The sequence below is a fragment of the Gammaproteobacteria bacterium genome, assembly GCA_036381015.1.
Lineage (GTDB): Bacteria > Pseudomonadota > Gammaproteobacteria > Steroidobacterales > Rariloculaceae > ZC4RG20.
In genome coordinates this window covers 1-7,222 of record DASVDR010000051.1, presented here as the reverse complement: position 1 = coordinate 7,222, position 7,222 = coordinate 1, and the positions used below count along the sequence as shown (strand labels likewise).

Genomic DNA, 7,222 nt, shown 5'->3' with positions numbered 1-7,222 from the left:
GCTTCTCGCGGGCGTGCGTGCCTCGCCGGGCGAACGCTGGCACACGTACGCCGAGGCCGGCTGGGCTTACGACTTGCGCAACGAGGAGCTGCAGCGGCCATGGCGCGCGCAGATCGGCCTCGAGTACGCAGCGCCCTGGCGCGGGGCGGCCGAGTGGTACGCGGCCGCCGATCTGCATGCGAGCGAGGAACGCGACTGGCGGGTCGATCGGACTTTTCAGGTTGGCCTCAGCCTGCGCCGCGGCGCGCGCACGTGGCGCTTTGGCATCGAGCACTACCGCGGCCGCGCATTGCTCGGTGAGTTCTTTCAGAGCGACGAGCAATACACGGCGCTCGCGGTGTGGCTCGACCTCTGAGTCGCGCTGGCTGTTGACCTCAACCGGGACAGTCGAGCGCCGCATTCGGATACTCCAGCTCGATCGCGACCCACTCGCGCCGCGCGGCACCGAAGCGCTTTTCGATGTCGCAGAGCGTGTGCTCGAGCTGCTTCACGGGCTCGAGTCCGGGCGTGAGCGGGACGCGCGGGGCGTCGTTGGAGGCGGGTTGCGCAACTAGCCTGAGTCCGCTCCCAAGCGTCACCGGGCCGGCGGCCGCGGCGTCCACGGTCACGTAGCCGGTGCGTGTCCAGGCGTCCGTGGCGAGCGCGAGCGCGATATCGTCCATGCCATCCCGCACGTCGATGCGCCAGCGCCCCTTACGCCAGAAGGCGGCACTCGCGACGAGATAATTTACGGCGCGGCCGGCGGTCAGGCCGAAGCGCGAGCTGTCGTGCGCCGGATCCCATGAGCCGACGCCCAGCTCGGCCGCCAACGCCTGCGCCTTCGCGCGGCCGCCGATCGCCTCGACGAGCGCGAGCATGGCCGGCACCGATGCCGTAATGCCCGTGGTCGTGGCGACATCGCGGTCGACGACGTAGCGCTGGTGCGGCACGTAGATCGCGCCCGGATGGCGCGCGAGCACCTCGTCCCGGAAGTACCAGTGTGTCGTGAAGCGCCTTCCGTCGAGGAGGCCGGCACGGCCGACGACCAGCGCGCCGGCGCAAACGCTCACGATGCGCGCGCCCTTGTCGGCCTGCTGCCGCAGCCAGGCGGTGATCGCCGGATCGTCGTCGCGCTCGTAGAGCATGGCCGGCACGATCACGTAATCGGCGCCCGCGGGATACTCCCGGTCGAAGCCGGCGAGATCCTGCGCAACCTCGACCTCGAGCGCCGGGTAGAGCGTCACGCGCCCGCGTCGAGGCGCCACCGCGTGCACGTCCGCGACGCCGGCACGCTGCAGCACCGCGTGCGTCAGCAGGAAGTCGGTCGTCTCGGTGGCTTCGTTCCGTGCCAACACCGCGATTACGGGCTTTTCCGGTCCGCGCGGCTTCAAGGCTTCGACGAACGCCTGCAGCTGACGTTCGTTGGTTGCTGCGTCGACCGCGGCGGGCGGTTCCGCCCGGCCGGAGCAGGCCGCGAGCATGAGGAGCGTCGCAGTCGCCGCAACAAGTGTGCGCCAAGTAGCAAGGGTCGAAGGCAGGTGGGTGTTCAGGGACACCTCCCCATCCGGTAGGATCGCATCACTGACACGTGGCCGCTGCACGGCAAGTCCTCGCTCACCAAGATCCCGCAAGCCTACGTATGCCCTCCCCGCCTCGCCATGACGAAAAAGCCGCGGTTTCTGCCAAAGACATCGTGCTGGTCGCGTTCGAAGGCGCGGAGGCAGTCGACGTCGCCGGACCGGCGAGCGTCTTCAGTAAGGCCGAGCAGCTCTGTCCCGGCACTTACCGGCTGCACGTCGCGTCGCCCGACGGCGGCACGGTCACGACGAACGCCGGCCTCGCCATTGCCGGCACGCGAAAGCTTCGGGAGCTGCCATCCGAGATCGACACGCTGATCGTAGCCGGCGGCGACGAGGCACCGTTGCGCACGGCGATTCTCGAACACGGCGTGCGCGCCTGGCTCGTCGAGGTCGCGCCGCGCACGCGCCGCATCGCGAGCGTCTGCTCCGGTGCGTTCGCGCTCGCCGTCGCGGGGCTGCTCGATGGCCGGCAGGCGACGACCCATTGGCGCGCGGTCGATCTGCTCCAGAAGATTCGCCCGCAGGCGCACGTACAGCGCGATCGCATCTACGTGCGCGACGATCGGATCTGGACCTCGGCCGGTGTCGTCACCAGCATCGAGCTCGCGCTCGCCCTGGTCGAAGACGATCTCGGCCATGCGGTCGCGATGGACATCGCGCGCACCCTGGCGCTGCCGATGCTGCGCGGCGGCGAGCAGCCGCAGTTGAGCCAGACGCTCGCGGCACAGAGCGCCGCGAGCGTGCGTCTGCGCGAGCTCGTCGCGTGGATCAGCACGCATTTACAGCAGGATCTTTCGGTCGAAGCGCTCGCGGAGCGCGCGCGCATGAGCCCGCGCCACTTCGCCCGCGCCTTCGCGGCCGAGACGGGCTCGACCCCTGCTCGTTTCGTCGCGCGGGCGCGCACGGCGGCCGCCGCCGCGCTGCTGCGGCGTACGCGCTGGACGCTCGAGCGCATCGCGGCGCGCAGCGGCTTCCGTTCCGTGGACGCGCTGCAGCGCGCGTTCGCCCGCCAGTACGGGGTTACGCCCCGCGCTTACCGCAAGAGCGAAGCGCTGCGACCGTGAAGCGAGCCGCCGCACGTGCCGCCCGCCGGCTGGAGGCAGAGGCCACAAGACCGGCTGAACGAGGACGAGCCGGTCTTCGTGCCTCTCGGGCAAGTACTCCGGGGACACTCGAAGAAGAATCGCGCACCATGGTCCCGCCGCAAGAGCGCCACGGCGCGACTTCTCGCCACGTTAGCCTCCTGGCGCTGCCGGACACCGTCATCTCGACGCTGTTCGGCATCTACGACGTCATGAATGCATTCGAGCTGATGGGCTTATCGAGCGGGCGTCCGTTCGAGATCGAGATCGTCGGCGAAACAGAAGGTCCCCTGACGCTCGCGAGCGGCGTGCCGGTGGAGGTCACGCGCGCGATCGACGCCGTCGAGACCACCGATATCGTGATCGTGCCCTCGATCGTGCTGCGCGAGGCCGGCTGGCAGAAGGGCCGCTATCCCCGGCTCGTGAGCTGGGTGCAGCGCATGCACGACCGAGGCGCCGTGCTGTGCTCGGCCTGTTCGGGCATCTTTCTTCTGGCGGAAACCGGACTTTACGACGGCAAGGACGCGACCGTGCACTACAACTATGCACGCGCGTTCTCGGCCGCGTACCCGGAGGTGCGTATCCATCCGGAGCGGGTGCTGGTCATCGCCGGCCGGCGCGAAGAGCTCGTCTGCTCGGGCGCCTCGACGACCTGGCACGACCTGGTGCTCTATCTCATCGCGCGCTATTGCGGCGCGACCGACGCGCAGCAAGTCGCACGCCTGTTCGCGCTGCAGTGGCATCAAGACGGGCTCGCCCCTTTCATCGTCTTCGAGGGCCGCACCGACCACGGGGACGGCGAGATACAGAGCGCGCAGCAGTGGCTGAGCACGCATTTCTCGGTCGCAAACCCGGTTGTGGAGATGATCAAGCGGTCGCGGCTCGCCGAGCGCACGTTCAAGCGGCGTTTCGTCGCCGCGACCGGGCTCACGCCGATCGCGTACGTGCAGCGCCTGCGCATCGAGGACGCCAAGCGCCGGCTCGAGCGGACCGATGCGTCGGTCGACGAGATCAGCTGGCAGGTGGGCTACGAGGACCCGGCGTTCTTCCGCCGTCTGTTCCGGCATACGACCGGCCTCTCCCCGAGCGCTTATCGCAAGCGCTTTCGCATTCCGGAATTCGCGCAGGTCTGAGCTTCCCTCGGGCGCGAGGGCGCCCGGTCAGAAATCCACCTCGATGCTCAGCTTGAGCGTGTGATCTGGTGTGTTCCCGTTTAGGCCTTCGAGCAGCCCGAGTCCGATCGTCACTTCGGCGTCCGACCCACGACCGAGCCCCGTCGTGTAATACAGCACCGGCCCCAGTCGATGCTGGTCGAAGTCCCCGAACAGCCGCGCGGCCTCCGAACGGTGGCCGGTGTCGCCCAGACGCTCGACCGTCCCGTAGCCTTCGAGCGCGAGCGCCCAGCGGTTCAACAACGTGTACCGGAGCTGCGCAGCGTAAGCGAAGTCCCACTTGTCATCGAACTGCTCGCCCTCCTCCGCTTCGCCGCCGAAGGCGCGCACGAACACCGGAATCGCCGCCGCGAACCACCGCCCCGCCCGGTATTCGATAATCGGTCCCAGGATGAACCGGCTCGTCTCGTCCTGATCCACGGGCTGCTCGATCTCAAAGACCAGACCGAGGCCGACGCCGTCCGCCTCGCGGGGCACGAGCACGACGATGAGCTCCGCACCCAGCTCCTCGAGCCGCATGCTTTCGAAGTCGTTCGCCCGATCGATCGTTTCCGGTTCGTCGACGCGCTCCTTCTCGAACTCGACGCCGATGCGGCTTTTGAGCCGGTCGGTGAAGCCGATCTCGAGCTCGAGCGCGTGCCGTGCGCGAATCACTGTGTTCTCATCGAACACGACGCCCTCCGGCCCCACGGCGCTTCGCCGCTGCGGCTGCCCCCACGACCAGGCGTTCTGGCTTTGGAACTCGAACCGGCCTGGGGCGCTCTCCAGGGTCTTGAGCTCGAACTGCCCGACGGCCGGCTCCGCGCGCGCGAGCGACGCAAGAAACGGCGCCGCCATCAAAATCAGCGCCGAGAGGCGTGCGAAGCGCGGGTGCAGCCCGCGTGCCGTCTTGCACATGCTCTTTCTCCTTCCCCGTGCGCGCGAGCCGCCGTCGTGCGACGGGCCGCAGAGTGACCGCTGCGCCGCTCCTTGGACGCTTCCGAGCCGACTGCGGGCACTGCGCCTCGATCGGGCGACATGACCGCAGCCACAGAAAGCCAATGAAATCCGCGGGTGAGGCTTCCCGGTCGATTCTCCACCGAATCGATACGATTTGCAGCGCGCTTCTCCCCCGGAAAGCCCGCGCGATCGCGTGCTCCCCCTTTGGTAGCGATGGTTTCGCTATTTTAAAGACAGGACTTAAGCCGCGGCCCGGGCGCCGTGGGCGAAAGGCGGGTACCCGAGCTGGCAGCCTAGGTGCGCGCCCCGCATCGTGGAGCCGCAGGCACAGACCCCGCCCATCGATTCCGCCCGGCCGAAGGGATTCGCGTTGCGCCGCATTCCGCGCGGCGTCAATATTGTCGCCGCTCGAGCGCCGCTAAGCGCCGACGCCGCCATATACTGTCTCGCGGCGCGACCGCGCCCGGCTAATACGCAGCCATCGCGCCGCGCGGGCGCACACTCGGCGAAGCTCACACAGGACCGAGCGCTGGTCTATCGACGCTGGATATGACCGGGCGATTGACTCTCCAGAATGCCGCACATCCGCCGTGCGAGCCTGCCGCGAGGCTCGCGTTCGAACGCTACGTGCTCGATCTGCCCGCGCGGCAGCCTCGTGCGCGACGGCCAGGAGATCGCGCTGCGGCCGAAAACCTTTGCGGTGCTGCGCTATTCTATCTCGTCTTCACGCTCCCGGACGGCGATATCGCCTACATCAAGTGGACGCTGCGCGGGGTGTTCGTTCGCGGCGCGGACGGTAAGCCGACGCTCCTCGACAACGGCTTCTGGGAAGTCGTGAGCGGCACCGGCAAGCTCAAGGAATTGCAGGGCGCCGGTACGCTGCACCTCAAGCCCGTCTCGGCGACCGAGCGCAAGTTCATCCTCGAAGGGGAGCTCGTGTCCGCGAAGGAAGCGGCGAAGTAGCAAACCGCGGCCATCAGGGCGGCCCGCGGCCCCGCGGCCGCCCGCTTTTTCGCCTCGACCGGCTGCGCCGTCAGCGCGCCATCGCGCGCGCCCGCCTCGCTGCGAGCAGCCGGTCGATCGCAAGGATCGTGCACTTCTTGGCCTGCTTTTCGGTATCGCTCGACGCCGCCGCCTTCTTGACGAGGAAGAGCGCGTAAATGTCGCGCAGCCCGTGCAGGTCAGGCGTTGCGATGCTAATGCCCTGCACCGTTCGCCTTCGCTCCTCGACGTCGGGATTCTCGGGAAGATACGAGAGCTCGATCGGGATGTCCCGCGGCCCGCGCAGCGCGATCTGGAAGCAGGGCTTGCCGTTGAGACCGATCCAGTCCACGCGCCGCAGGACGCGGTACTTTCGTTCGCTCACGAGCAGCGCCGCCGCCCGGTTGGTGTCCTCGGCGCTCGGAAAAACGAGGTCAATGTCTCCGTGCCGCTTGATGAAGCGGTCGGCCTGGAGCGAAACAGCGAGCGACCCGAACACGCACGCACGTACACCCCGCTTGTTGAACAGCCGAAAAATCGCGAGCGCTTCCTGCCGCAGCAGCTGGTTGCGCTCCGTGCGCACGAGCAGCCATCGGCGGATGATGCCGAGCGAGCGGCGACGAAAGAGGATCGAAGGGTCCGCCAGCGCCGCCTTGAACAGATGCATCGCCGCGAGGCGTTGGTAGCCCGCGAGGTCGCATCGCCATGCCGCGGCGACATGCAGCCGGCGAAGCACCCGATATCCGGCGGCGCGCGCCCGGCGGGCATCGGGCGGGAGCTGCGCATTGACCAGGCGCACCAGCGCGATCTCGTCCAGAATCTCGTCCCGGCCGGCGAGATCGAAGAGCCGCCGTTCGTAGTCCTGCGGATCGTGGACGCACTCGAGGACGCGGGCGATCTCCGCGCGCAGCTGCTCGCTGGCACGCGGGTCACGGTGGATGAGAACCTCGACGCAGCGGCTCTCCAGCCCGATTCGAACGGGCGCACGCGGGCGACCGCGGCCCAGCCAGGCCGCATTCGCGCGGCTCGCCGTGCGGGCGCGCAGCCGGCCGATGCTCGTACTGATCCGCCGTTTCGGATCCATGTCTTCCGTGACGAGGCGTCGGTCCGCGCACCAGCGATCCTTCGTCGATGCGCGTCGAGGGGACTCGCCTCTTGAGCCCACGAACGCTTGCGCACGCGGGTCGGGAGGGCGCTATTTAGGGGAAGCGCGATCGGACTTACAAGAGAAGCAACGACGAAACTCGCAGACGGGACGTCCGCCCCAGGAAATGCCTTAGAGCAACATACGAGCTTCGAACGCGGGCCGTCGCCCGGCGGCAACAGCGTTGCTCGTGCTCTACCGAAGCGTTGCCGCGATGCGACGAATTTCCTCCGGCGTTCGCTCGCCCGCGAGCGCGGTTCCGGGCATCAGGTGTTTGCCCATCTCAAGACCGCCGATCAACACGGGCTCGTAGCCGATGTCGCGTATCAACCGCGAGGCGATCTC

The 7,222-nt window shown here is 68.3% G+C and carries 7 protein-coding genes; 4 read left to right on the top strand and 3 right to left on the bottom strand.

Translation table 11 applies throughout. From position 1 onward, the window contains the following. Positions 1-355, top strand: a 355-nt coding sequence (locus VF329_15825; protein HEX7082478.1) for a DUF1207 domain-containing protein, incomplete at its 5' end; no start/stop codon positions are given. A 19-nt stretch (positions 356-374) separates the two neighbouring features. On the opposite strand, the gene VF329_15820 is transcribed toward VF329_15825, so the two are convergent. After that, positions 375-1,334, bottom strand: coding sequence for a DJ-1/PfpI family protein (locus tag VF329_15820; protein ID HEX7082477.1), 960 nt, complete (start codon positions 1,332-1,334; stop codon positions 375-377). A gap of 284 nt (positions 1,335-1,618) precedes the next feature. Between VF329_15820 and VF329_15815 the strand changes: the two genes are divergently transcribed. Together VF329_15815 and VF329_15810 are read left to right on the top strand one after the other, a co-directional pair. Beyond that, a complete protein-coding gene (locus VF329_15815; protein ID HEX7082476.1) occupies positions 1,619-2,623 on the top strand; it encodes a DJ-1/PfpI family protein in 1,005 nt (334 codons plus the stop codon). Between the two features lie 128 nt (positions 2,624-2,751). After that, positions 2,752-3,774 carry a helix-turn-helix domain-containing protein gene (locus VF329_15810; protein ID HEX7082475.1) on the top strand — a complete coding sequence of 341 codons (1,023 nt, stop codon included), beginning with the start codon at positions 2,752-2,754 and terminating at the stop codon, positions 3,772-3,774. 27 nt (positions 3,775-3,801) lie between these two features. Here VF329_15810 and VF329_15805 read toward each other — a convergent pair whose 3' ends face one another. Beyond that, the gene (locus tag VF329_15805) at positions 3,802-4,710 is read right to left on the bottom strand and encodes a hypothetical protein (GenBank protein ID HEX7082474.1); all 909 of its coding nucleotides are present in this window, start codon (positions 4,708-4,710) and stop codon (positions 3,802-3,804) included. A 603-nt stretch (positions 4,711-5,313) separates the two neighbouring features. On the opposite strand from VF329_15805, the gene VF329_15800 reads away from it, so the two are divergent. Continuing rightward, positions 5,314-5,715, top strand: coding sequence for a hypothetical protein (locus VF329_15800; GenBank protein ID HEX7082473.1), 402 nt, complete (start codon positions 5,314-5,316; stop codon positions 5,713-5,715). Positions 5,716-5,785: 70 nt separating this feature from the next. Here the strand turns inward: VF329_15800 and VF329_15795 are convergent, their stop codons facing one another. Further along, positions 5,786-6,817, bottom strand: a complete 1,032-nt coding sequence (locus tag VF329_15795; GenBank protein HEX7082472.1) for a hypothetical protein — start codon at positions 6,815-6,817, stop codon at positions 5,786-5,788. Between the last annotated feature and the right edge of the window lie 405 nt (positions 6,818-7,222).

Bases quoted from the DNA above. Each gene is read 5' to 3' on its own strand.
- VF329_15795 (HEX7082472.1), bottom strand. From the start codon at position 6,817: ATGGATCCGAAACGGCGGATCAGTACGAGCATCGGCCGGCTGCGCGCC.
- VF329_15810 (HEX7082475.1), top strand. From the start codon at position 2,752: ATGGTCCCGCCGCAAGAGCGCCACGGCGCGACTTCTCGCCACGTTAGC.
- VF329_15805 (HEX7082474.1), bottom strand. From the start codon at position 4,710: ATGTGCAAGACGGCACGCGGGCTGCACCCGCGCTTCGCACGCCTCTCG.
- VF329_15815 (HEX7082476.1), top strand. From the start codon at position 1,619: ATGCCCTCCCCGCCTCGCCATGACGAAAAAGCCGCGGTTTCTGCCAAA.